We start from the raw sequence: 24,355 nt of genomic DNA, 5'->3' as shown, positions 1-24,355 counted from the left end.
ATCAGACCTCGCCGACCGGGAATGGGATGGTGCCGGGTACACGTGCCTTATTGAACTCACGCAGTCGGGCAAAAACATCTACGCCCAATTGCCGATACACATCCAGCAGATCGACCAACACCCAATTCTCGCGGATCAGCCCACTTTCCAGACGCCAGAAATCAAGTGACTTCAAAGTGATCCGTTTGCCCGAAGGCGCAATCCCCATCCAGCCGTCATGGGTGACGGTCTGGATCATGTTCGGCCAGCCGGTCACAGCGGCGTAGTCGCCATCACCAAAAAAGTGAAAGGTGATCTCGTCGGCATACTGACCACGATCGGGCGTTCCGTTGAGGAAGGGAATCTGGTGCCAGTTGCGGAATCCCGCGATACCGCGCGCTGTCCCGATCCCTGCGGGACCGTACCAGTTCATGCGCGGATGCCAGAACCGCTCCATCTCCATCACTTCGGGCCCACCCTGGCTGGGGTGTTTCTCAAGATGTTTCAGCATGTCGACGATATGATTGCACGAGGCCAGAGATTTCACCTCATCCCACGGTCCGGACACAACGCCATCCAGAGTCGCCGGGCCGGGAATGCAGAACTCCAGCCCCAGAGACGGGGCCATTGGCCAGGCATTCGCCTGCATCATGACTTCGGGAACGTCCCAGAGTGCCTGAATCTCGACAACCTTGCCATTTTCAAAGCGGTAGAATTCGTGGAACCGCATGTGGGTCAGATGCCCGGTCGGCGGGATGTCCAGCCAGGGGGCGACGAAGGTGCCGAAGTAGTGGCCGCCGCAGCCAACCCAGTCGTTGCCCTGTTCTGTCCGACCACCCATGACGATCCAATCGCGACGCTCAAGATCGGGCATGGATTTCAGAAGTGGCGCGTAACAGGTGTCATAGAGTTCCTGCGGGCCGGTCAGATCTCCGAATGGATACAACATGTGGATGGCAGCATCGGGCGCGATCACCGCCTCCAGCGCCGCTCGTACTCCGGCTTCGTCGAATTTATACATTGCCTCGCGCAGGGGCGCGATCAGGACCTTGTGGGTAGAGTGAGTATCCATTGCGAAATCTCGCATTATTTTAACTTCTTATCCAAAAAATTCTGTAGGGCCCCGGTCGAATCCCTGCGCAAGATTCGTCACGCTTACGAAGTCGCATCGGCCGTCTCGCGGTATGGTGCGCCTTCACCATAGGGCACGTTGATGCCCCCATAACGCCGGACACGGATGTTGCATTGTTCGGCATGGCCGACAAAGCCTTCCAGCATACACAGACGTGAGCCGTATTCGCCGATCATCGCTGCGGCCTCATCAGTGACGACCTTCTGATAGCTGTGGGTTTTCATGAATTTGCCGACCCAGAGCCCGCCGGTATAGCGCCCGGCCTTTTTGGTCGGCAGTGTATGGTTGGTACCGATCACCTTGTCGCCGTTGGCCACGTTGGTGCGCGGACCAAGGAACAGCGCGCCATAGCAGGTCATGTTTTCCAGGAACCAGTCGTCGCGGTCAGTCATGACCTGCACATGCTCTGACGCGATGTCATCGGCCACTTGAAGCATCTCGTCATAGGTGTCGCAGACGATGACCTCGCCGTATTCCTCCCAACTGACCTTGGCAGTGCCGGCGGTGGGTAGGATCTCGAGGATACGGTCGATCTCGCTCAGTGTCTCTTCGGCCAGTTTGCGCGAGTTGGTGACCAGAACGCAGGGGCTGTTATAGCCATGCTCGGCCTGTCCCAGCAAATCGGTCGCACAGAGCTCCGCATCCGCTGCGGTTTCGTCGGCGATGACCATCGTCTCGGTCGGACCCGCGAACAGGTCGATGCCCACCCGGCCAAACAGCTGGCGCTTGGCTTCGGCCACAAAGGCGTTGCCGGGGCCAACCAGCATGTGAACCGGATCAATGGTCTCAGTCCCTATCGCCATGGCACCGATGGCCTGGATACCGCCCATAACATAGATCTCATGCGCGCCTCCTAGATGCATCGCTGCGATCACGGCCGCATTGGGTTTGCCTTGGAAGGGTGGGGTACAAGCTATGATGCGCGGAACACCGGCGACCTTGGCAGTTGCCACTGACATATGCGCCGAAGCCACCATCGGGAATTTGCCACCGGGGACATAGCATCCCACTGACTGAACAGGGATGTTCTTGTGACCAAGGATCACTCCTGGCAGAGTTTCAACCTCGATATCCAGCATCGAGTCGCGTTGTGCCTGCGCAAAGTTCGTCACTTGCTTCTGCGCGAATTTGATATCGGCCAGTTCGCGTTCAGTCAGCGAGTTGATCAACTCGTCGATCTGATCCTGGCTCAGGCGGAAGCTTTCCGGCGAGTAGTTGTCGAACTTCTCTGACAGCTCGCGCACAGCGGTATCGCCGCGGGTTTCGATATCCGCCAGCGTTGCTTCGACAACAGCTCGGGTTTTGGCATCGTCTTCCGCCCGATCAGCTTCAGGTTTGCCGCGTTTCAGGTATTCAATAGCCATTGTCTCTATCCTCAGTTTTCGGGCCGGGGTGGAGTTTTTTCTCCCCGGTCAAATGCTTCCCAGCCTTCGCCATTGAACAGATCAACGCCAAGCTGCGCGGCGACATGGGCGAAATCGACGTTCACCCAGTTGTCAACGATCTTGCCATCGACGACTTTCCAGAAATCCATGTACCGGATCTCGACCCGCTTTCCCGTCGGAGCGATGCCCAGGAACTCGCCCGAATGAGTTGCCTCCTGTCGGCCAAAGGCCGCAGCCCATTCGCCCATGTAAAGCCGGGCCTCATCGATGCAAATCTTATCAGAAAACGCTGCCTGGAACGGGCGTTGCCAGTTGTTCTGAAACTCCTTGAGCCCAGTTTTGGTGCCGCAGCCCCGGTTGCCGATCCAGCGGAACCCTTCTGCGAAGAATTCGCCGATATCGTCGATGCGGTGATCGTTCAAACCATCGACCATCCCCTCGATCACGGCGCGGGTCTCGTCGGTTTTTCTCATGTCCGTGTTACGTGTCAGCACGGCCTGTTCGGGGCGGGAGCCCTTCATGTGTCTTTTCCTTTTATGGTTACCAAGGGGCTTTCTGTCTGGACGGGGAGGGTTGGTCGGCCGTCAGAAAATCCCTTGGCATCCGGTTGAGCGCCGGGTGGCGCGCAATGGCGTTATGTCTGGCGGAACAGCTCATCGGGTCTGTTCAGAAATTTGGGCAAAAAGGTCGTAACCCAGTTGCAACAGCAGATGTGGAATATCGAGCATGCACCAGTTCTCGATGATCTTGCCGTCTGCGCAGCGCCACCAGTCGCAGTCACGCATAAAAACGCGCTTTCCCGTTGGCTCCAGGCCCAGGAAGGATTTGACGTGGACGCCGGTGATCTGCGGCCAGCCGCACAGGAATGCATAGTCGCCATCCCCGGCCTTGCAATTCGAGCCGACCCCGGTGACGCCTGCGTCCCTGCCGTCACCCCAGCCTTCGAACGTGTCCTCGAAGGGGGATTGGAAATCGGCGAAGGCATCGACCGTGGCATAGGATCCCAGCCCGCCGGGACCGTACCACACCATTCGGTCATCCCAATAAGGCCGCCAGCTTTGGTCCTCGGTCGTTAGCTGTTTTAACATGTCCTCGACCAGATCTGCTGTGGCGCGTGACTGCGCTGAGTCTGAAGGCCCAATGACGATGCCGTCATGCGTTGCCGGACCCGGCACGACACCTTCATAGCCCTGCAGTTCCAGCGGCCAGAGGCCAAGCGCGATGATCAACTCGGCAAAGCCGAGAAAGACATAGGATTCGACGATCTTGCCATCTTCCATTCGGTGGAATTCACCAAAGCGCAGAAATGCCAGTTTGCCGCTGGGTGGAATACCACAAAGCGGTCGCTTGAAATGACCGTGGAAATACCCGGTCGAGGTGACCCACTCGCTTCCCAGGTATTCGCCACCTGTGACCACATAGTTCTGACGGGTGAGCCCCTCGAACGCCTCTGAAATCGGCAAGATGACAGAGCTGACGTAGCCGTTGCCATCAGGGGCTGCATTGATCGGATGGCTCGCTTCGGTAGTGGCCGTTGCGGCGAAGATCTCGCTAGCGGCCGTCTCCATGGTTTCGCCGAGGCCCTTATCAAAGCTTTCGAGAAACTGACGATAAAGCTGTTTGTTTTCAAACGTGGTTTCGGTAGCGATGCCCATGGCGGGGCGGTTTGAGCGTGCGTTCATGCCGCTGTCCTTTTTCAAACGGATTCCAATTTGCGTTGATGCTGTGCTGGCACGAGGACCTGCGCGCATCAAGGCAAATGGAATTCGTCCCGGCCGTCGGGCCCGGCGCGCAGCCAAGTTCAGGCTGGCTGCGTGCGCATGGGCAGATACGGACTGAGGATGAGTGCGCCCCATTTATGTCAGCCTTTCACAGCCCCGGCGGTCAGGCCGCCGACGATCTGACGCTGGAAGAACATCACCAGTATGAACAGCGGAACAGTGGCTGAAACCACGGCTGCAACAGCGAACATCACGTTGCCCTCGGTTTGCGTTGTACCGAGAAACGCGGCAATGGCAGGCACCATAGTACGGTTGCTTTCAGACAGCAGCATCGCCCCCACGGCAAAGTCGTTATAGGCCAGAAGGAACGAGAACAGCCCGGTCGTGATGACGCCTGGCCACATCACCGGAATGATCACACGTCGGAAAGCCTGAAACTGGTTGCATCCGTCGACCTTGGCACTTTCATCCAACTCGCTCGGGATGTTCTTGAAGAAGGAATGCAACATCCAAAGAGTGAACGGTTGGTTGATCGCCACAAGCACGATAATGGTGGTTGGAAGAATTCCCCAAACATTCCATTCAAAGAAGGGTAACAGATAACCTGAGACCAGAGTGATTGGCGGCATTGCACGGAAAATCAACGCTGTGATCAAAAGCCAGAATGTGTAGTTGTAAGTAGACCGCGAAAGGGCATAGCCCCCTAAAGTCCCGATAGTCAGTGAGATGGTAACAACAAAGAAACAGACGATCCCGGTGTTCAGAACATTTCGCCAGAACTCTTCCTGAATCCAAGCACCCTCATATCCGGTGGTGGTGAACGGCGAGCCATAAACCGCTTCGGTTCGGGCACCAGTCAGGGCGTTGGTCCAGTCAGCGATCGAGAAGAAATCCAGTTCGACCTTGAACGAGCCCCAAACCGTCCAGAGGAACGGAAAGGCAGCCAGGATAAACCATAGGAGCACAAACAGGGATGAGGCGATCCGAAGGCTTGTAGGCATTCTTTGTGCGCGGCTGGCCATATTATCTTGCTCCTTTGAAATCGCGCCAGGTGCGGACAAGCACGGGCGACAGAAGAATGGCGACCCCAATTATCGTCATCACAGAGGTAGCGGCAGCGGAAGACAGTTGCCGAGTCTCGCCACCGAGATCGTAAAAGATGAAGGTGCTGAGTGATTGCGCATGCGCTTGTGCGCTGAAGCCGATGATCGGTTCAAACACCTTGAAGTTGTCCATCAACTGGATCAGCGCAACAAATGTGACCAGAGGCATGAGGTGAGGAACAACCACAAATTTGACCTGTTGCCAGCGCGTCGCCCCGTCTATCTGAGAGGCCTCAATCTGGTCTTGGGGCAAGGTTTGCAGTCCAGCATAGAACACGACAAAGGCAAAAGGCGCAGCGTGCCAAACACCATAGACCATCAGAGCTACCCACATCAGCCCTGTTGATGCTTTCAGGCTGAAATCCGGATCTCCAGCCAGATATACGAGGGCGTTGCCGATCACCCCGCGACTGTCAATCATCCAAAACAGGATGAGCGAGCCGATCAGCGGGGTCACGATCATGGGCAGAAGAGAGAAAAAGATCATCAGACCTTTGAGTTGCCTGTGCAGGGAGTTTACTGCCAACGCAATCACCAGCCCCAATACAATTGTGAGCGGTGTCACGACAGCAACGAAGGTCAGCGTGAATGCCATCGCCCGGTAGAAGGGTAGATTACCAAGCTCGGTGAAGAAGCCGCCCCATGTTTCATTCGCGGCCCAGATTTGACCAATTTCCTGTATCGCCAGATGGCCTCGGTTAAAGTAAATGTCCAATCCCACAAATCGGCCCAGAGGTTTCTCGGCGCGAAGTGCTGCAGTGGCCTCTTGATCAACAGTGGTCTCAGTTGTGCATCCGATAAGCGGGGTGCAGTTTTCGACCTCTAACAGAACGGCCGGGTGGGGCGCGAAGATCGATTGAGTCACCACCGAGACAATTGGCATTGCAATGAACAGCAGCATCGCGAGTCCTGTGGGCAGGAAGAACCAAAGGAATGTCTTATGGCGCATGTTGCAATCCTCGCGTGAGTAGGATTGCGCGGGTGGGTATCAAAGGCACCCGCGCAATGGGCTTCTTATTGCAGATAGCCTTGCTCGATGGCGGCGGCACGATAGGCGGCTTCTACATCAGCCAACGCTTGTTCCGCGCTTTCCTTGCCCTGCATGAAATCAGCAAGTTCGTTGCCAAGTGCGCTGTGCATGAGCCCCATGTAGGGTAGCATCGGATAGGGTGGTGTGCCCATTTTGGCCGCAGCAAACACGCCCTCGGCATCTTTTCCCGGCTGGTAGCCTTCAATCAGCCAGACCGCCAACGGAGTGGTTTCATCGTTCAGCATGTCAGGACGGATGCCATGTTTCATTGCGATGAAGGTGGCCTCGGCCTCTTCATCTGAGATGTTCTTTCCGACAGTCCAACCGTCCCACCACAGGGTCGTTGCAGGGATATCTCCGCCACCAACTGTCAGCGGCGCGCCAATCGCATGGCCGTCGATTACCTCCTGCAACACACCTTCGGTGGTGGTTTGCTGCGATGCGCGCGAACCCCACATATTCATGATTGCAACGTTGCCAGCACGGTATTCGGCATTGGTAGCGTTGGAGTCATGAGTCAGGAAGTCGGGATTCATGTATTCCGACAAAGCCTTCATCATATTCAAGGCGTTGACACCGGCCTCAGAATTCACGTTGGGTTCGGCCGTACCGGGTTTAAAATGGCTGCCGCCATAACCAAGGAACATATTGTTAAATTCCTGCGCCAGGTTCCAACCCGATGCATAGGCTCCACCAACCGGGTTTTGCATAATACCCTGCGCACGAATGGCCTCGGCCACCTCGAGCATCTCCTCATAGGTAGTCGGGACTTCCACACTGGCTTGCTCAAGGATGTCCTTGCGGTACATCAGATGCTGCGCGTTCGCCATGAAGGCGATAGCCATGATGTTGTCGCCAATCTTGATCAGCTGCCCAGGCTGCAGGTCCTGACCATACTTTTCCACCAGATCATTGAGCGGACGAATAACGTCTTCGTTCATCAGTGCCACAACCGAACTATTGGCGATGATTGCGGTCGTGTATTCCGACGGATTGCCCGACAGGCCAGCCACGTTGATGGTCTGGTGCTCGGATGTCAGGTTGGATTCTACCGACGCCCCGGTGCATTCCTTCGCTCCGGCTGCGACGGCCTGGATGGCCGCAAATTCATTGCCGACTATGTTGACACGTGCGCCGATTTCGCAGGCATATCCCGCGCTTGCGGCAAAGGCGGCTACCGAGCCGGCCAATGCAATTTTCTTCAGAAACATCAATATTCCTCCCTAGATGGATGGTGCATCTTCGAAGTCTGCACCCAGATTACCCCGTCCCAACGGGTGTTGTTTGCGGTTCTCAGCCTTCCAGGCGAGCCCCGGTTTTCGCATCAAACAGATGGCAGTGATCAGTATGGATATGAATCGAGACCTGATCGTCGATTTCGGCCCGATAGGTTTTGTCGGCCTTGACCGAGACCAGCGCACCACCGATCCGAACCGAAACCATGGTGCTGTCGCCCAACAGCTCTTGCGTATAGATCGGCGCGTTGATCTCGCCGCCACTTTCCACGACATTTGCGTCCTCGGCGCGAAACCCCAGCGTGATAGGACCGTCCGGCGCGTTCAACCCGTGCACCTCTGTGCTTTGGGCGCGGAACACGCCACCCTGAACCTCGCCATCGACAAGGTTCATTGCCGGGTTGCCGATGAAGCTGGCCACAAATGTATTTGCAGGTTCATCGTAAATATCGGTTGGGGAGCCAACCTGCTGAACCACACCTTGCTTCATGATCACCACCCGATCAGCCAAGGTCATTGCCTCGATCTGGTCGTGGGTCACATAGATCGTGGTGACCGCCAATTCGTGGCTCAGGTTCTTGATCTGCGCGCGGGTAGAAACGCGCAGTTTTGCGTCAAGGTTAGATAGTGGCTCGTCCATCAGGAACACGTTCGGCTCGCGCACAATGGCACGAGCCAGGGCAACCCTCTGACGCTGACCGCCAGACAGTTCCGCCGGTTTGCGGTGCAGGAAGTCATCCAGCTCGACCATAGCCGAAGCGCGCCGCACTTTTTCGTCATGGGTAGCAGGGTCAATACCGCGAACTTTCAGCGGGAAGCGAATGTTCTCATATACATTCATATTCGGATAGAGCGCGTATGACTGGAACACCATCGCGACATCGCGGTCTTTGGGCTCCATGTCATTTACTCGGGCGCCATCGATCAGGATATCGCCCTCAGACGCGTCCTCGAGACCAGCAATCATGCGCATTGTCGTGGTCTTTCCGCAACCTGACGGCCCAAGAAGTACCAGGAATTCCTTGTCGGCTATCGTCAGGTCAAAATTGTCAACTCCAACAAACGATCCCCAACGCTTTCCAACATTGCGAAGTTGAATTTCGGCCATTCTGTCCTCCCTGCTGCACTCATCGTGCATACGCTTGCAAAACCATAGACAACAAAAGAAACATCTGGCAAGCTTTTTTTGCATGCGTGTGCAAACATCGACTTCATCTTCTTCGCAACTCGCCCCATGACAGCGACTAAAGAACTGAAAGAAAGTAATAATGTCCCATGAAATCCAAAAAGCGATCATCTTGGATTACTACTCGGCGCTCAGCAGCGTAAAAGAATCGGATATCGCCAACACGTTGTCTGAGTTCTGCACAGAAGACTACCTGTGGCGCGGTTTCCACCCGTTTGATGAGCTTCGGGGCACCCATGACGTAGCACAGGCATTCTGGCGTCCCCTGAAGCAAAGTCTAAGGAAAATGCAGCGCCGGATGGACGTGTTCATGGCCGGGAAAAACGAGATGGACGGATTCACCTCGGTCTGGGTTGTTTCAATGGGGCATCTGATGGGCCTGTTCGACAATGCGTGGCTGGGCATCGCCCCCACGGGCAAGATGGCGTTATTGCGCTATTGTGAGTTCAACAAGATCGAGAATGGCAAGATCGCCGAAACGGCGATGTATTTCGACATCCCGCATTTCATGATGCAGGTCGGGTTGCAGCCCTTCCCGCCTCAAACTGCAGCCCATCTGGTTCAACCCGGACCGATGACGCATGACGGGTTGATGTTCAGCCCGCAGCCTGCCGAAGAAGGCGAGAAAACTCTCGACACGATCAATGCCATGATTTCCAATCTCGGCCAATGGAACAGCGGCTTGAGCCTTGAGGAAGAATTGCGCCAGACATGGAGCGATGACATGATTTGGTGGGGGCCCGCCGGGATCGGTGCGACCTATACGATTGAGCGTTATGCAAAGCAGCACTCAGGCCCGTTCCGCGCATCTTTAACGGACCGCTCGAAGACCAAGCACATTTGCCGCTTGGCTGAGGGTCACTATGGCGGCTTTTTCGGCTGGCCGAATTTCACGGCGCGGCCCACCGGCGGGTTCATGGGTATGCCCGCCACAGACAAGGCCGGTGAATTCCGTGTGATCGACATCTATCGTCGCGCGGGTGACAAGCTGGCCGAGAACTGGGTTTTCATTGACCTGCTGCACTTCTGGAAACAACAGGGTGTCGATATTTTGGGGCGCATGTCGAAAGTACCGCGAACATGACCGGCTGGATCGATGCCCATCACCACCTTTGGGACCTTGAAGCTGTAAACTACCCCTGGCTGATGGCGCGCGGGGTGGAAAGGTTCTTTGGCGACCCGACGCCGATTCAACGGGATTATCTGCTGCGCGAGTTCCGGTCCGAAGCCGCGCCCTGCGGAGTCGGTGCCTCGATCCATATCCAGGTGGGGGCCAAAAACGGTCTGGACGAAGCCCGGTGGGTTCAAGCTGTCGCCGAAACCAATCCAGACTGGCCAATGGCGCAGGTTGTGTTCTGTGACCTGACCTCGGCTGACCTACACGCCCAGCTTGATACGTTTCAGGCCCTTCCAACTGTACGCGGTGTGCGCCAGATCGTCGGGCGCGCACCCGGAGAGGACGCGCAGACGGGAACCAATTTCCTGTTGGACGATCCGCGGTTTCTGGACGGACTGAAGGAGGCTGGACGGCGTGACCTCAGCTTTGATCTGCAGCTCATTCCTGATTTGATCGTAAAAACCGCGCGAATTCTCGCTCAAGCCTCGAATACACGAGTCGCTCTATGCCATGCCGGATCACCATATGACCGCACTCCGGCGGGCCTGAAAAGCTGGGCTCAAAGATTGCGCGCGCTGTCCGATCTGCCGCACGTCTCATGCAAGCTCTCAGGTCTGGGCATGTTCGATCACAACTGGACGCCTGACAGTATTCGCCCGATCGTGGAGATTTGCCTTGAACAATTCGGACCTAAAAGGGTCATGTTTGGCTCGAATTTCCCGGTCGACAAACTCTATGGCAATTACACATCGCTGGTAAAGGCTTACCGTGATCTGGTTCCGGCTGAAGCACAATCGGCGGTTTTCAGAGAAACCGCCGCACACTTCTATGATCTCGAGGTGCCCTGAGAGTGATATTCAATGACTCGGCCCCTTGATCCGGGCCGATCGGATGTAGAATCCGTTCCCGTTTCTTTCTCGTGATTAGGTTGCGGTCAAGGCCTGCTGAGCGGAACCGTTGCGCAACTCAAGCGAAGCAGGCCGGGCGGTACGGTTAAGATTAGCGTAAACGGCTGGTGCCAGTCCGCCGAGAGAAATGTGCGGTCGCTGTGTATCGTAGTCAATCCTCCAGTTTTTGATGATCTTTCGGGCTTCAGCCAGGTTGCCGAAGATATGTTCGTTTGAGCGCTAGCAGAAATGCGCTCGAACTGACAGTTGGGAGCAAAATTTGCGACATGTATGGACATCCCCCTTTGGGCAAGAAGAATCTTTGGTTGGCAATTCGCGTAGTCGGGTGCTGACATGTATGCGGCCTCATAGTGCGGCCTACACATGCCGCGGGCCCGTATGGAGTTCTCGGATCAAGTCCAATTCAGAACCACGTGCTGCAGGCACTGTGTCGCAAGCTGGTTTTCCTGATCTCGTCTCTTCGACTGTTGCGCCTTACCTTCCGTTTGACCTTCCCACGCCTCCGAGATCAGATCGTTTGCACGGCTCTAACGTGTAACGATTGATCCCGGTATTCTTCGCCATGTGCCATCAGCGCCCAGACGATACGCGCCATTTTATTGGCCAGTGCTACCCTGATTAACATGGGTGGCTTGCGCTCCAGCATCCTTGCGAGCCAGGATCCCGGGACGGCTCCTTTTTGTTCAGCCCACCTAACCACGGCACTGGCGCCAATAATGAGGAGGCGTCGCAACGTCCGGTTTCCCATTTTTGACGTGCGCCCCAGGCGCTGCTTGCCACCAGTCGAATGCTGGAGTGGGGTTAAGCCTACCCATGCTGCAAAATCGCGCCCCCGTCTGAATGTCGAAGGGGGTGGCGCAAGTGCAGCAAGCGCGGTCGCAATTATCGGGCCAACGCCTGGTATCGCGGTCAACCTCTGACATGTTTCATCTTCCCTGGCACGCTGTGCGATTTGCGCCTCCAGCTGTCTGATGCGGCCATTCAAAGCGTCAAGCGTATCGACAAAAATGCTCAGGAGAGGGCGGGACATCTCCGGCAATTCAATGGTGCCGTCTTCGACTGCAGAAACAAGTTTACGGACGTGTGTTGGGCCTTTGGCAACCACAAAACCGAACTCGGACAGGTGGCCGCGCAAGGCATTGATGATCTGCGTGCGTTGCCGGACCAACAAATCCCGCGCTTTGAATGCCAGGGCCGCAGCCTGATTGTCTTCGCTGCGGACCAGCACAAACCGCATCGTTGGTCGCAGGGCTGCCTCACAAACGGCTTCAGCGTCGATCAAATCACTCTTGCTGCGTTTCACAAACGGTTTGACATATTTGGGCGCGATCAAACGAACCGTGTGTCCGAGTGCTTCAAATTCCCGGCCCCAATAATGGCTCCCAGAACAAGCTTCCATCGCAATGGTGCACGCTGGCAGTTCAGCAATGAACGTCAGAAGTTTGTGGCGTCTCAGCTGTTTACGAAACACCACCTCGCCCGTGGAGCTGCACCCATGAAGTTGAAACACATTCTTCGCCAGATCTATGCCGACAAGGTCCAAGTTCGCCATTTTGCTACCCTCCTGATGGTTTCCATCTCCAAAACCTACCAGATGAGAGATCAGGGGATGTCCATTCCATCAGAACCTGGAACGGTTGTGTTGCAAATTTTTGGAACGATCAAAGTAAGCGTCTTACCAGGCACACTTATCCTACGATCTCAGCAAACACCCGAAAGCCAGAGGTGGCTGCGCTGAAGAATTGCTGTTTCCGGATCATGTTGACGACTTTGATGCCATCCAACGTAGCGGACGCGGATGCGAATGATTTGAACCCACACATATGTCGAACACGCCGTTTTATGAACCGATGATCCTGCTCGATCATATTGTTCAAAAATTTGGACCTGATTGTCTGCACCTTGGCTTGGCAACCAAACCGCTTCAGAATCCTGTTCACTTCTCGAATGCCGGCTGCGTTGGCTCCGCTCTTATCGATGACGACTTTGTCTGGGATTCCGTTTGATGACAGCGCTTTGGTAAAGAACCTGGTTGCTGCGGGACCGTTTCTTCGCTCAGACAGCATAAAATCAAGGGTGTTCCCTGCTTTGTCGACGGCCCGATAGAGATACACCCACTTACCGCGCACACGGAGGTAGGTTTCGTCCATTCTCCAAGATTTCTGTGTTGGACGCTTTTTCGATTGCGCCCGCGCAGCGATCATCGGAAAATATTTTACAACCCATCTATTCAACGTGGCGTGATCGACGGAAACGCCCCGTTCAGCCATAATTTCTTCAAGGTCGCGATAGGAAACAGTGTGGCGCAAATAGAAAAACACAGCGTACAAAACCACATCCTTCGGGAAGTGGCAGCCTTTCAAAGAAACCATTCTGAAACCTGCTCGCGATTGATTTGAAAGCAACAAGCACCAGGGCACGCGATTTCGTCAACCTCGGTCAAAATTCGCGACACAACCAAATTTCCTATCGACAACTGCGTTCCGGAAAGACATCCCAAATTTGAGCTCTGCAAGGTCTCTACCCGGCTCTCCAGTTTCAAAAAACCAATCCAAGGGGATTGCTAGGCGCTTTCCAACCTGAGCTAAAAGCTCGGCCCTGGGCACCGAAGTTCCGGCCAAGTATCGGCTCATTTGCGTACGGTTCACACCTGCAACATCAGTCAAGAATTTCACTGACCCAACCTGTTTGGCGAGGTGGTTTAGTCGTGCTGCCAGCGCGTCCCGCATATCTGATTGGCTGGCCGTACCCCTTGTCATTTTCAACCTCTTTTCCAGCGAGAGCAGGGGAAAAGTTTACTCATCAACACGCTGTGTGTCTCCTATAATCTGAAACCAGTTTCAAACGCTTGCCCGGCATCGCAGGCCTAGTGGTTCAGAATCTTGCTCAGAAAATCCTGCGCTCGATCACTTTCCGGGTTGCCAAAAAACTGCTCGGTGGGACGGTCTTCAATTACCAGACCGGCATCCATGAACACCACCCGATCCGCCACCTTGCGTGCAAAGCCCATCTCGTGCGTGACAACCATCATTGTCATACCGTCCTTTGCCAGTTCGACCATCACATCCAGAACCTCATTGATCATTTCCGGATCAAGGGCCGAAGTCGGTTCATCAAACAGCATCGCAATCGGGTCCATAGCCAGCGCCCGGCTGATGGCGACCCTCTGCTGCTGTCCACCTGAAAGCTGCCCGGGAAATTTTTCGATATGTGGCAGGAGCCCAACCCGATTGATCAGAGCTTCAGCTTTGGCGTTGGCCTCGTCACGTGACCGGCCCAGGACTTTCTGCTGACCCAGACAAAGGTTCTCGCGCACGCTCATATGTGGGTAAAGCTCAAAGTGCTGGAACACCATACCAATGCGCGAGCGCAGCTTGGTAAGATTGGTGCCTTTTGCGGTGACATCCACGTCTTCAACCTGAATGCGGCCCTGCTGCACCGGCTCCAACCCGTTAACGCATTTGATAAGGGTGGACTTTCCTGATCCGGACGGACCGCAGACCACTACAACCTCGCCTTTTTTGACGTTGGTGGTGCAATCGGTCAGCACCTGAAAGTTGCCGTACCATTTAGAGATGTTTTCAATGCTGATCATGCTGTTTTGGCCTTCTGAAGGTGCCGGACAACAAGTGAACCGGCGAAGCAAATGCTGAAGTAGACAAGGGCGGCGAAGATATACATCTCAGCAAGCCGGCCCTCGGTTCGGGCGACAATAGATGAGGCGGTCATGAAGTCGCGCAAGCTGACAACAAAGACAAGGCTGGTATCCTGGAACAGAATGATGCCCTGCGTCACAAGGATCGGGATCATGTTCCGGAACGCCTGTGGCAGGACCACATAGCGCTGGATCTGCCAGTAGCTGAGGCCAGTGGCCTGTCCGGCATGCACCTGTCCTTTGCGGACTGACTGAATGCCTGCCCGGATAATTTCTGAATAGTAGGCCGCCTCGAACATGACAAAGGCGATCAGCGCTGAATAGAAGCCGCCAATCGGCCGACCCAAAGCAAGAGGCACCAGGAAGTAGAACCAGAAGATCACCAAGATCAGCGGCACCGAGCGGATCAGGTTCACATAACCTGCGGCGAGGAGAGCCAATGGCGCGATACCAGATAGCCGCATCAAGGCAAGGCCGGTCCCCAAAATGATACCGCCGATCACAGCAAGAAAGGTAAGCCATAGCGAGAGCTGCAAGCCCTGCCACAGAAATGGAAGATTGTTCCAGATGACGGAAAGATCAAAATCACCCATAATTCAGCCTTTTCCGACGAAACCCGGGATGCGGGTGTATTTTTCAAGAGTCTGCGCGATGACTGTCGCACCAAGAGCGATGACGACGTAGATGACCGTCGCTGCGGTAAAGGCCTCAAATCCCTGAAAAGTGTATTCCGCGATCTGCTGGCTTTGCGCCGTCAGTTCAAGAAGGCCGATGGTCAGCGCCAGTGAGGAATTCTTGAAGATAGTCAGGAATTCAGAGGTCATCGGCGGCACGATCAACCGGAAGGAAATCGGCAACAACACGTAGCGATATGTCTGCGCAGTCGAGAAGCCATTGGCATAGGCTGCGCTGGTCAACCCGTGACCGACGGCATTGATCCCGGCACGAACCTGTTCGGCAACGCGGCTTGCGGTGTAAAGTCCTAGACCGATAACAGCCGTAACATACTCGGGATTTGGCATGTCCCGCTTCATCCAACGACCCAGATCGTCCGGAACGATCTCAGGCATGACGAAGTACCACAGGAACAGTTGTACAAGAAGCGGCACATTACGAAAAAGTTCAACGTAGGTGGTGCAAAGTAAGGCAACAGGCCGCGATGGCAGTGTGCGCCCGACGCCAATTAGAACACCGACGGCCAGCGCAAGAACCCAGGCCACAAGCGCGACCGCAAAGGTCCACCCCAGCCCCGATATCAGCCAGCCAAGGTATTCCTCTTCAAAGAGGACACCCCAGTTCCAGTTGTAGTTCATGCTTTCTACCCTGATAAGAATGGTGCCGGGCCTCCCGCGCACGGTGCAGGCCCGACAGTGTTGCTACAGGAGGAGGTTATTCCGGCAGCGCATTAAGCTGGAACGCAGCCTTCAGCAGGTCTGTCTGACCGACACCCAGCGGATCGAACCACTTGGCATAGATGTCGTTGATCTCACCCGAGCGGAACACATCTGCCATAGCCTTCTTGCCGATCAGTTCAAAGGCGCTGTCGTCGCGGCGCACCATCAACGCATAGGGATCGAAAGACAGGAAATCACCGACCACCGCGAAATCTTCGGGGGTCTTGGATTTTGCAATGAGCCCGAACAGAAGGATGTGATCCGTGGCATAGACATCCACACGATCAGTTTCCAAAGACAACATGCCCTCGGCATGATCCCGCACCGGAAGAACCTTCACGTCCAGCCCCAGCTCTTCAATTGCCGCCTTGACGGCACGCTCGTTGGTGGTGCCCTGCGCCAACGCAACGGCCTTGCCGCCCAGATCTGCAACCGAATTGATGCCGGAGTCTTTACGGACCATCAGTTTGGTACCGGTGATGAAGGTCGTGGGCAGATATTCGACCTGCTCCTGACGGGTCAGGTTGTTCGTGGTCGAGCCGCATTCAAGGTCAATCGTGCCATTGGCCATCAGTGCAATCCGGGTCTTGGGGTTCACCGGCACATATTTGATCGTCAGTTCCTTACCCAGCTCGGCGGAAACCGCTTCGACCACCTTCATGCAAAGGTCGATCGAATACCCAACCGGATTTTGGTTCTCGTCCAGATAGGCAAACGGAACAGAGCTTTCCCGGTGTCCAATGACAATTTCGCCCGAGGCGTCAATCTTGGCCAAAGTTCCCGTGCGATCCTCAGCCACAGCCGGAGCAGAAAAGGCCAAGGCAAAAGCCAATACGGCCGCTGGTTTCATATATTTCATGGTTTTCTCCCTTAGTTTCTGTTGCTTTTGTTAGTCCTGATAGCCCGGCAGATCGAAAATGCCGGAATATCCAAATAACGCTGCACTTCCACCGGTGTGCAGAAACACAACATTATCCATTCCTTCGAAGTAGCCTTTGCGAACTTGATCAATCAGGCCATCGAGCCCTTTGCCCGAATAGACCGGGTCAAACAAAAGCCCTTCGAGTTGAGCCAGTTTCAGAAGCGCCGCACGCATGCCGTCGGTCGGCAGGCCGTAGCCTGGGCCAACATAATCACAGTTCGCGCGCACCGAGGTACGTTCAATCACGGCCCCCATTCCAAGGTAATCCATGGTCTTGCAGGCCAGGTCATAGACCATGCCTTCCTGTTTCCCCTGAGGTGCCCGAACACCGATCCCAAGCAAGTGAATGTTGCTGCCAAGGGCAGCAAGTCCCGCCACCAGCCCTGCTTGGGTTCCCGCACTGCCGGTGGCATGGACCAGGGCGTCAATCTTGAGACCGATGTTTCCGGCTTGCTCTTCCAACTCGGCGGCACAATTCACATAACCCAACGCCCCAACGCGATTGGAGCCGCCGCCCGGGATGATGTAGATCTTGCGGCCCTGATCTTGCAGCGTGCTGGCCAAGGCTTCCATTTCAGCGTTCATGTCGGCACCACCTGCTCGTTTGGAAACGGTTGCGCCATGTAGCTGATCCAGCAGAACATTACCGTTGAAGTTATAAGTCTCGTCATTCGACCCGGTGCGATCCTCAAGCAGGATATGGCAGTTCAGCCCCAACCGGGCTGCTGCGGCTGCTGTCTGTCGTGCATGATTGGACTGGGTGGCGCCTTGCGTGATCACTGTGTCAGCACCCAGCTTCATGGCGTCGGCCATCAGAAATTCCAGTTTGCGAGTCTTGTTGCCGCCCGACGAAAGGCCCGTGCAGTCATCGCGCTTGACCCAGATGCGCGGCCCGCCCAGCTCGTCACTCAACCTTTCCAGCGGCTCCAACGGGGTCGGAAAATGACCAAAACGCACACGTGGAAAGTTCTCAAGCGCGCGCCTTACAAGCGCGAGGTTGCCGCCCACTGCCATAGCACTTTCTGCCGCTGCGGTTTGCATTGTGTACATTCCCTTTACGTATTCTAAGTAAGGCTAAACGCAAAAAATCGTGTTGGATAATGCCAATATTGCAGTGTACCCGTACATAAGGTATGGGTAAGCATGGATACACGCCTTCTAGAAGACGCTCTGATCCTGTTGGAAGAGCGCAGCTTGACCGCCGCTGCCGCGCGCAGGAATGTAACACAACCCGCCTTTTCACGGCGCATTAGATCACTGGAACATTGGATCGGAAAAAGCTTGCTGGTCCGTGAGGCCAACCGGGTAGAGCTGTCTCCGACGCTACTACAAAGCGAACCTCAAATCCGGTCGCTGCTCGCGCATTTGCGGCAATTGCATGGGCATCTTAATAACCCGGAAGGCATCGGAGAACCGCTGGTGATGGCGACGCAGCACTCGCTTTCGGTGTCCGTCGTTCCAGAGATTCTTCGCAAACTCCGCGCACGCAGCGGATTGCCGCAAATCCGATTGCGCACGCAGAACCAGGTGACAGCAATGTCCACATTCCTGCGCCATGAATGCGACATTCTGGTGAGCTATGAATTCCGTGAGCTGCCCCAGGTGCCTTTCGATGACACCGTTGATCGTTACATTTGGCGGCGGGACACTTTGCTTCCGGTCGTCGGAGGCGCACTAAAATATGAGCTGCTGGAAGGTCAGATCCTACCACCGGAAGCCCCCTGCATTGATTTCCCCGCAGACAGCTTTTTTGGGCAGATTGTGTTACTGCATCAAGCTAAAGCGGACCGTGCCTGGACGGGAAGATCGGCTGTGGAAAGCGCGTTTTCGGTGGGGATCTCCCAGATGGTTTTGGAAGGAAGCGGCGCTGCCTGGGTTCCTCACTCGCTCATCCAGAATCACATAATTACTGGCGATGCTGTCATCCTCTCTCCGGAATACGGCCGCCTGCCGCTGGATATTGTTCTATACACCCACGTTTCCAACCCGCGCGGTACGAACTTCAGAAAGATGGTCGCCGAAACAGAGTAAGGGCCAGGAAACCCGCCGTAAGCATCACCCTTCTCCATTACAGACTTGCGATGTGCCTTACAGGTTTTGAGCCATCATCCAAAAGCGTTCCAACTCTGCTCGGGACCTCTCGATCGAACGGTAGAGTTTGATGTCGATTGAAAGCTCGAATTCTGGTTGGCTGATCTTCTGCAAACTCCCGTCTTTCAACTCTCGATCCGCCGCGCTTTCGGGAAGGAATGCAACGCCAATTCCCGCAAGACAAGCGGACTTAAGCGCCTCGGCAACGGAGTTTTCATAGATGGGGCTCACAATGTGACTCAGACCTCCGCGATCCAGACAAACCTGGGACACGCGGCCCAGAAAACTGTCAGGAGTGTATGACAGGAACGGAACCGGGTTTTTCCCTTCGAGGCTGTATTTGGCACGCCCATCAGCATTGACAACGCTGACGGCTATGATCCGGTCTTTTGCAATGGTCGAAGACGGGTATCGGTTTTCATCTGAAATAGTGGGCACTGTCGGATGGGAATAGCACAACATAAAGTCTGCGCTTCCGGATAAAATTGCCTCGGCGCAGCCGGAGAAGTTTTCCGCGACCAGCCTGGTTTTGGTGGGACCAAGATGGCTGGACATTCGTGTCAGCCAGTTCGGGAAGAAGGAAATTGCCAAAGAATGAAGCGCGACGAAATCAAGCACCGATGCTTCCTGGCGAGATAAGCCACGGATATCGCTTTTGGATTGTTTTAATGCGGCAACCGTGTCGATTGCGGTTTGCTTGAATGCATGACCTGCTGACGTAAGCTCAACCGGGTGTACGCTCCTGTCAAACAATGGGGTACCGGTCCAGTTTTCCAAGTTTTTGATCCGCCGCGTGAAAGCCGACTGGCTTATGTTTCGCGCATCCGCCGCGCGGGCAAATACCCCAGCAGTTGAAAGTGCCAAGAAGTCTTCCAGCCAATCGATCTCCATCAAAATTCTCCAATTGCAGAAACTTCACACGGTAGAAGCATGTTGCAAAATTCGCAACACCTTTGCGAAAGTTGTCATGGGTGGACGGACTTGATGGCGGTACGGTCAGACCAACACACTCACAGAGTCTCGGCCCCTCGCATTTGATGCAGGCCGCAAGACCACAAAAAGGTCTCAGATCATGAAACAACACAGAACAGAATCCGACAGCCTTGGCCCGGTAAAGATCCCGCTGGCAGCGACCTGGGGCAGCCAGACCCAGCGGGCACTGGAAAATTTCCCGATTACGGGGGTGGCGATCAGCCACTATCCGGAATTGATTGTCGGACTGGCGTCGGTCAAAAAGGCCTGTGCTATGGCCAACAAGGACCTGGGCGTCCTGCCCCACCGGAAAGCGTCGGCCATTACGGATGTCTGTGACAAGATCATTGCCGGGGGCCATCACGATCAGTTTGTTGTTGATGTCATGCAGGGTGGTGCTGGCACATCGACCAACATGAATGCCAATGAAGTCATTGCAAATCTTGGGCTGGAAAAGCTTGGGGCAGATCATGGCGATTACAGCCAGCTTCATCCGAATGATGATGTGAACCGGTCACAATCCACAAATGACGTTTACCCCACAGCAATCCGTCTGGCTGTTCTGTCCAGGATCGCGCCTATGATTGAAGCAATGCATCTTCTAACCAAATCCTTCGACCAAAAGGCATGTGAGTTTCAGCATATTATGAAGGTCGGGCGTACCCAACTTCAGGACGCTGTACCCATGCCACTTGGTGCGGAGTTCCGGGGGTTTGCCACAACAATCAACGAGGATGCCGACCGGTTGAGGGACCTGTCGCGCCTTCTGACAGAAGTGAACCTTGGAGGCACGGCCATTGGCACCGGCATCAATGCCCCCGAAAGGTTTGGCGAAGTCGCTTTGGCGCATTTGCGCGACATTACCGGCGAGCCACTTAAACTGGCCCCGGACCTGATTGAGGCTTCATCTGATCTGGGTGCCTTTGTGATGTTCTCAAGCACGCTCAAGCGGGTTGGCATCAAACTGTCTAAGATCTGTAATGATTTACGCCTAATGTCCTCTGGGCCGCGGGCTGGGCTTGGAGAAATCATTCTGCCCGCGGTTCAGGCAGGATCGTCCATTATGCCCGGCAAGATAAACCCGGTTATTCCCGAAGTTGTAAATCAGGTTTGCTATCAGGCAATCGGAAATGACCTAACCGTCACAATGGCCGCCGAGGCCGGCCAGTTCCAGCTCAACGCGATGGAGCCGGTCATCATCCATAAAGTGTTGGAAACCATGGGGTCTCTGACCAATGCAATGAATGTGCTGCGCACCCGCTGCGTGGACGGTATCGTTGCGGATGAGAAAAGATGCGAGATGTTGCTGAGCAACAGCCTTGTACATGTCACCGCACTGGCCCCGGTGATCGGATATGAGGCTGCCACCAAACTTGCAAAATATGCACAGGCGCATGGCTTGAACCTGCAAGAGGCCGCAAAACCCGCTTTGCCAGGAGAACTTGCCGAGACTGCATTGCAGCACATGCACGGCAGGGCTCCGGAGATTGCCCAATGAACAAAAACCAATCTTTACGCATAGGAATCGTTGGCGGCCTGGGCGCCCTTGCCGGAGCCGACCTGCTGAACAGAATTGTTCAAAGGACACCGGTCAGGTCGGAAGAAGACCACAGGGAATTGATATTTCACCAGAAACCGCTGCGCGAACCAGCCTCCCCCAAAGAGCTGAGCTACAGCCCAACACACCGAAAACTCTATGTTTTTGACACACTGTCCCGCATGGAACGGGATGGATGTGACGTGGCGCTGCTTCCATGTTTTGTCACCCATAGCTTTCTGCATGAACTGCAGGACGAGCTTGAACTGAAGCTGATCAGCATGACAGAGGCGATCGCCGCCGCCGTTACCAGACTGCGTCCCGAGCCGACAAAGATTGGTGTCATCACGACGCCTTTTGTCAGGAAAACTGGTTTGTTCGAGAACCTGTTTGGCAGGGAAATACAGATCCTCCATCCCCGGGAAGATCTGGAAAGTGCCGTCATGGAGGCCGTATATGGACGCATCGGTTTCAAAGCAGGACACTGCAATGAAGACGTTCTGAAACCCATAAATGCCGCCCTGACCAACCTATTCGAACAAGGCGCGACCGTGTTTGTGCCCGGTCTTTCTGAACTGCCCTTGTTGCTCAACCAGCTTGACCTGCCAGACAACATGACGGCCATAGACACGGCAGCGGTTTACGCGGATTACGCCCTGCAAGAGACCCAGCCAGACCGCCGTCACCGGTTCAAAGTTGGAGTGGTCGGCGGTGTCGGACCTGCCGCAACCGTAGATTTCCTTGCCAAACTGGTCAAAGGGACCGAGGCTACCCGCGATCAGGATCACATAAAAGTCTTGGTTGAACAGAACCCGCAGATTCCTGACCGCACTGAAAATCTGGTCCGCGCAGGCACCGATCCAACTGTCGCCCTCTATTCTACCTGCAAAAAACTGGAACGCGGTGGTGCTGATATGCTGGTCATCCCTTGCAACACCGCCCACGCGTATGTCGATCGGATTCAGCGCCACCTTGATATTCCGATCATCAGTATCCTTGCCGCGACCACTGAACACATTAAAGAAACCGCCCCAGAGACGCGTGTGGTCGGGGTCCTCGGCACGGATGGAACAATACAAAGTGGCTTGTATCAGACAGCACTTGATGAGGCAGGCCTTGCCCACATCATTCCCGATGACGATCATCAAAACCTAGTCATGGATTCAATTTATGGCCCGTTTGGCGTCAAAGCTGGATATACCGACGGCCTCTGCAAAGAACAGATTAGCCGGGCCTTTTCCCATCTGGTTGCGCGCGGAGCCGAGGCAATCATTCTCGGCTGTACGGAATTGCCGCTCATCGTGACTGAAAGCGCAGACGCATTGGGGGCGCTTCCTGTCGACCCGACCGATGTGCTCGCCCGCAAATGTGTACAGCTCGCAAAATTCTAGGCGCCACCGAAACTTTATCCGACAGAAGAAACGGTATTGCAAATATTGCAATGCCGTTTCTCTATTTGCGCAACCATGACCGGCACGACGGTGTTACCTTGCGGCGACTGCAGGCAGCTCATTCCAGTTGACTGCCATGGAAAGGGAGAACCTATTGATGAATACCAGTCGCAAAACAGGGTTTATGGCACCTTGGAGGAATATGCTTCTTTGGAAGCAAATCGTGATCGCGCTTGTTCTTGGGGTGGTTACGGGCGTGTTGCTGAACGCAACCGGAAACGCAGCAATTGCGGGCATGATCAAGAACATTGGAACCCTGTTCCTGTCGCTTATCAAAATGCTGATTGTCCCGTTGATCTTCGTATCGCTCGTTTGCGGTATGACATCGGTCAGCGACATGGCCCGCATGGGGCGAATTGGCCTGAAGTCGATTGTATTCTATCTGGGCACAACTGCATTCGCGATCACGATTGGACTCGCTTTGGGCCTGCTGTTGCAACCCGGCGCAGGAATTGATCTGAGCACCGCAGCCGCAATGGAACCCAAAGCATCTCCGCCTTTCATCCAGCAACTTATCGGGATCGTTCCCAAAAACCCAATCGCCGCTGCCGCGGATGGCAACGTGCTTCAGATCATTTTCTTTGCGATTATGTTCGGTCTGGCCATCAACCTGGTGGGTGACGCTGGAAAGCCGGTCAGGGATTTCTTTGAAGCCCTAAATTCCGTCATCTTGAAACTGACTGAGATTGTGATCAGTTTTGCACCATATGGTGTGTTTGCACTAATGGCCTGGGTCGCCGGAACCTATGGTCTGGATCTTCTGTTGCCTTTGGGAACCGTGATTGCTGCGCTCTATATTGGTTGCGTTCTGCATGCCGTCATTGTTTATGGCGGGCTCGTTTCGATCTTTGCGCGTTTGAACCCAATCCGCTTCTTCCAAGGCATCATCGAGCCGCAGATCGTGGCCTTCACCAGCACGTCCTCTTCGGGGACACTGCCGGTCACGATGACGGCGGTTCAGCAGAACCTTGGCGTGAACCGGTCGGTTGCAAGCTTTACGCTGCCGCTTGGCGCGACAATCAACATGGACGGAACCGCCATGTACCAAGGCGTTGCGGCTCTTTTCGTGGCACAGGCCTTTGGGATAGAGCTGGGCATGTCGGAATATGTCACAATCATTCTGACGTCGACACTTGCCTCCATCGGCACCGCTGGTGTGCCGGGTGCCGGGCTGGTGATGCTGTCGCTTGTTCTGAGCTCGGTTGGCCTGCCTTTGGAAGGTGTTGCCATCATCGCAGGCATCGACCGCATTCTCGACATGGCACGTACATCGCTCAACGTTACGGGCGACGCAGCCTGCACCGTTATTATTGCGAAATCCGAAGATCAACTGGATCTGGATGCCTACGATACGCCCCATGTGCTAAAATCACCCGACGTTTCGCGGGCGTAAGTGACAAAGCACATCACAGCGGCCGCCCCGAAAAGGGCGGTCGTTTTTCTGCTCAGGACGTCGCCTGGTTAATGCCGTCACCCTCCGCCCTTATCCCAACGCGTAAATTCAATTAAGTTGATCCCCGGTAATGACACAGGTTGG

General features: G+C 55.0%; 23 protein-coding genes. 6 read left to right on the top strand and 17 right to left on the bottom strand.

Annotation, left to right across the window (positions count from 1 at the left end):
• Position 1: 1 nt before the first annotated feature.
• The 8 genes from ACR0EK_RS16210 to ACR0EK_RS16175 all read right to left on the bottom strand — a co-directional run bounded on the left by ACR0EK_RS16210 (position 2) and on the right by ACR0EK_RS16175 (position 8,693).
• Positions 2–1,051, bottom strand: a complete 1,050-nt coding sequence (locus ACR0EK_RS16210; protein WP_480900637.1) for an ester cyclase — start codon at positions 1,049–1,051, stop codon at positions 2–4.
• Between the two features lie 83 nt (positions 1,052–1,134).
• Complete coding sequence (gene hisD / locus ACR0EK_RS16205) at positions 1,135–2,475, bottom strand: histidinol dehydrogenase (protein WP_480773470.1); 1,341 nt, start codon at positions 2,473–2,475, stop codon at positions 1,135–1,137.
• Positions 2,476–2,486: 11 nt separating this feature from the next.
• Positions 2,487–3,017, bottom strand: coding sequence for an ester cyclase (locus ACR0EK_RS16200; RefSeq protein ID WP_480773471.1), 531 nt, complete (start codon positions 3,015–3,017; stop codon positions 2,487–2,489).
• 132 nt (positions 3,018–3,149) lie between these two features.
• Positions 3,150–4,178 carry an ester cyclase gene (locus tag ACR0EK_RS16195; protein WP_480900639.1) on the bottom strand — a complete coding sequence of 343 codons (1,029 nt, stop codon included), beginning with the start codon at positions 4,176–4,178 and terminating at the stop codon, positions 3,150–3,152.
• A gap of 179 nt (positions 4,179–4,357) precedes the next feature.
• Positions 4,358–5,239 carry a carbohydrate ABC transporter permease gene (locus tag ACR0EK_RS16190; RefSeq protein ID WP_209507350.1) on the bottom strand — a complete coding sequence of 294 codons (882 nt, stop codon included), beginning with the start codon at positions 5,237–5,239 and terminating at the stop codon, positions 4,358–4,360.
• 1 nt (position 5,240) lies between these two features.
• Positions 5,241–6,269, bottom strand: coding sequence for a carbohydrate ABC transporter permease (locus ACR0EK_RS16185; protein WP_480833447.1), 1,029 nt, complete (start codon positions 6,267–6,269; stop codon positions 5,241–5,243).
• A 65-nt stretch (positions 6,270–6,334) separates the two neighbouring features.
• Positions 6,335–7,561 (bottom strand): ABC transporter substrate-binding protein, encoded by a 1,227-nt coding sequence (locus ACR0EK_RS16180; RefSeq protein ID WP_480773473.1) that lies wholly within the window; start codon positions 7,559–7,561, stop codon positions 6,335–6,337.
• 82 nt (positions 7,562–7,643) lie between these two features.
• Positions 7,644–8,693: an ABC transporter ATP-binding protein gene (locus ACR0EK_RS16175; protein ID WP_209599329.1), complete on the bottom strand. Its 1,050-nt coding sequence runs from the start codon at positions 8,691–8,693 to the stop codon at positions 7,644–7,646.
• A gap of 160 nt (positions 8,694–8,853) precedes the next feature.
• Between ACR0EK_RS16175 and ACR0EK_RS16170 the strand changes: the two genes are divergently transcribed.
• Both ACR0EK_RS16170 and ACR0EK_RS16165 read left to right on the top strand, forming a co-directional pair.
• Positions 8,854–9,855, top strand: coding sequence for a nuclear transport factor 2 family protein (locus ACR0EK_RS16170; protein ID WP_480967944.1), 1,002 nt, complete (start codon positions 8,854–8,856; stop codon positions 9,853–9,855).
• Positions 9,852–10,736: an amidohydrolase family protein gene (locus ACR0EK_RS16165; RefSeq protein WP_480900642.1), complete on the top strand. Its 885-nt coding sequence runs from the start codon at positions 9,852–9,854 to the stop codon at positions 10,734–10,736. Before ACR0EK_RS16170 ends, ACR0EK_RS16165 begins: the two co-directional genes overlap by 4 nt.
• Positions 10,737–10,811: 75 nt before the next feature.
• Here ACR0EK_RS16165 and ACR0EK_RS16160 read toward each other — a convergent pair whose 3' ends face one another.
• From ACR0EK_RS16160 to cuyA, 8 genes are all read right to left on the bottom strand, one after another.
• A complete protein-coding gene (locus ACR0EK_RS16160; protein ID WP_480484748.1) occupies positions 10,812–11,000 on the bottom strand; it encodes an integrase core domain-containing protein in 189 nt (62 codons plus the stop codon).
• Between the two features lie 304 nt (positions 11,001–11,304).
• Positions 11,305–12,348, bottom strand: coding sequence for an IS110 family RNA-guided transposase (locus ACR0EK_RS16155; RefSeq protein ID WP_480871577.1), 1,044 nt, complete (start codon positions 12,346–12,348; stop codon positions 11,305–11,307).
• 136 nt (positions 12,349–12,484) lie between these two features.
• A complete protein-coding gene (locus tag ACR0EK_RS16150; protein WP_480773478.1) occupies positions 12,485–13,168 on the bottom strand; it encodes an IS6 family transposase in 684 nt (227 codons plus the stop codon).
• 494 nt (positions 13,169–13,662) lie between these two features.
• Positions 13,663–14,391, bottom strand: a complete 729-nt coding sequence (locus ACR0EK_RS16145) for an amino acid ABC transporter ATP-binding protein (protein WP_480484725.1) — start codon at positions 14,389–14,391, stop codon at positions 13,663–13,665.
• Positions 14,388–15,044: an amino acid ABC transporter permease gene (locus ACR0EK_RS16140; RefSeq protein WP_480484726.1), complete on the bottom strand. Its 657-nt coding sequence runs from the start codon at positions 15,042–15,044 to the stop codon at positions 14,388–14,390. Before ACR0EK_RS16140 ends, ACR0EK_RS16145 begins: the two co-directional genes overlap by 4 nt.
• Before the next feature lie 3 nt (positions 15,045–15,047).
• A complete protein-coding gene (locus ACR0EK_RS16135) occupies positions 15,048–15,764 on the bottom strand; it encodes an amino acid ABC transporter permease (protein ID WP_480484727.1) in 717 nt (238 codons plus the stop codon).
• Between the two features lie 76 nt (positions 15,765–15,840).
• Positions 15,841–16,704 (bottom strand): amino acid ABC transporter substrate-binding protein, encoded by an 864-nt coding sequence (locus ACR0EK_RS16130; RefSeq protein ID WP_480484728.1) that lies wholly within the window; start codon positions 16,702–16,704, stop codon positions 15,841–15,843.
• 30 nt (positions 16,705–16,734) lie between these two features.
• On the bottom strand, positions 16,735–17,781 hold the full coding sequence (cuyA, locus tag ACR0EK_RS16125) for a D-cysteate sulfo-lyase (RefSeq protein WP_480484749.1): 1,047 nt from the start codon (positions 17,779–17,781) through the stop codon (positions 16,735–16,737).
• Between the two features lie 129 nt (positions 17,782–17,910).
• On the opposite strand from cuyA, the gene ACR0EK_RS16120 reads away from it, so the two are divergent.
• Positions 17,911–18,798 (top strand): LysR family transcriptional regulator, encoded by an 888-nt coding sequence (locus ACR0EK_RS16120; protein ID WP_480484729.1) that lies wholly within the window; start codon positions 17,911–17,913, stop codon positions 18,796–18,798.
• A gap of 57 nt (positions 18,799–18,855) precedes the next feature.
• Here ACR0EK_RS16120 and ACR0EK_RS16115 read toward each other — a convergent pair whose 3' ends face one another.
• Positions 18,856–19,749, bottom strand: a complete 894-nt coding sequence (locus tag ACR0EK_RS16115) for a LysR family transcriptional regulator (RefSeq protein ID WP_480484730.1) — start codon at positions 19,747–19,749, stop codon at positions 18,856–18,858.
• A gap of 181 nt (positions 19,750–19,930) precedes the next feature.
• Between ACR0EK_RS16115 and ACR0EK_RS16110 the strand changes: the two genes are divergently transcribed.
• The 3 genes from ACR0EK_RS16110 to ACR0EK_RS16100 all read left to right on the top strand — a co-directional run bounded on the left by ACR0EK_RS16110 (position 19,931) and on the right by ACR0EK_RS16100 (position 24,211).
• Positions 19,931–21,328 carry an aspartate ammonia-lyase gene (locus ACR0EK_RS16110; protein WP_480484731.1) on the top strand — a complete coding sequence of 466 codons (1,398 nt, stop codon included), beginning with the start codon at positions 19,931–19,933 and terminating at the stop codon, positions 21,326–21,328.
• Complete coding sequence (cuyB, locus tag ACR0EK_RS16105) at positions 21,325–22,758, top strand: cysteate racemase (RefSeq protein WP_480773482.1); 1,434 nt, start codon at positions 21,325–21,327, stop codon at positions 22,756–22,758. The genes ACR0EK_RS16110 and cuyB overlap by 4 nt, the downstream gene beginning before the upstream one ends.
• Before the next feature lie 136 nt (positions 22,759–22,894).
• A complete protein-coding gene (locus ACR0EK_RS16100) occupies positions 22,895–24,211 on the top strand; it encodes a dicarboxylate/amino acid:cation symporter (protein ID WP_480488911.1) in 1,317 nt (438 codons plus the stop codon).
• The last annotated feature ends 144 nt before the right edge of the window (positions 24,212–24,355 follow it).

Source organism: Ruegeria sp. AE4, from assembly GCF_056542185.1.
Note: the sequence above shows the minus strand (reverse complement) of the source record. Positions and strands in the feature narration are given on the sequence as shown.